The following is a 685-nucleotide window of genomic DNA, read 5'->3' on the forward strand; positions in this document are numbered from 1 at the left end:
CGCGCACCGCCTCCAGCGCGCCGGCGACCGCCCGTCCGACGTGGCGGCGGCGGCGCGCGCGCGGCGCGAACAGGGGTTCGACGCGGTCAAGATGAACGGGACCGAGGACCTGGACTGGTTCGCCGGCCCCGCCGCGGTCGCCGATGCGGTGGAGCGGCTGGGGCTGGTGAGGGACACCGGCATGGACGTGGGCGTCGACCTGCACGGCCGCGTCCACAAGCCGATGGCGCGCCAGATCGTCCGCGCGCTGGAACCGCTCGGCCCGATGTTCATCGAGGAACCGGTGCTGAGCGAACATCCCGAGGCGATCGCGCAACTGGCCGCGCAGACGACGGTGCCGGTCGCGCTGGGCGAACGATTGTATTCGCGCTGGGATTTCAAGCCGTTCTTCGAACGCGGCGCGATCGACATCGCGCAGCCGGACCTGAGCCACGCGGGCGGCATTTCGGAAGGGCGGCGGATCGCGGCGATGGCGGAGGCGTATGACGTCGCGCTCGCGCCGCATTGTCCGCTGGGGCCGCTGGCGCTGGCCGCCTGTCTTCAGGTGGCGGCGGCGACCCCCAATTTCGTGATCCAGGAAATGTCGCTGGGCATCCACTACAACAGCGCCGATGCGGACCTGCTGACCTATCTGACCAACCCGGCGGTGCTGGCGGTGGAGGGGGGTACGGTCGCGGTGCTGGAG

Annotated in this window: 1 protein-coding gene; it reads left to right on the plus strand. The window is 71.1% G+C overall.

Annotation, left to right across the window (positions count from 1 at the left end):
• Nucleotides 1-685: enolase C-terminal domain-like protein (locus tag AX685_RS04000; protein WP_331710144.1), on the plus strand; the 685-nt coding region annotated here is incomplete at both ends.

It is taken from the genome of Sphingomonas sp. CCH9-F2 (genome assembly GCF_001556735.1).
GTDB lineage: Bacteria > Pseudomonadota > Alphaproteobacteria > Sphingomonadales > Sphingomonadaceae > Sphingomonas > Sphingomonas ginsenosidimutans.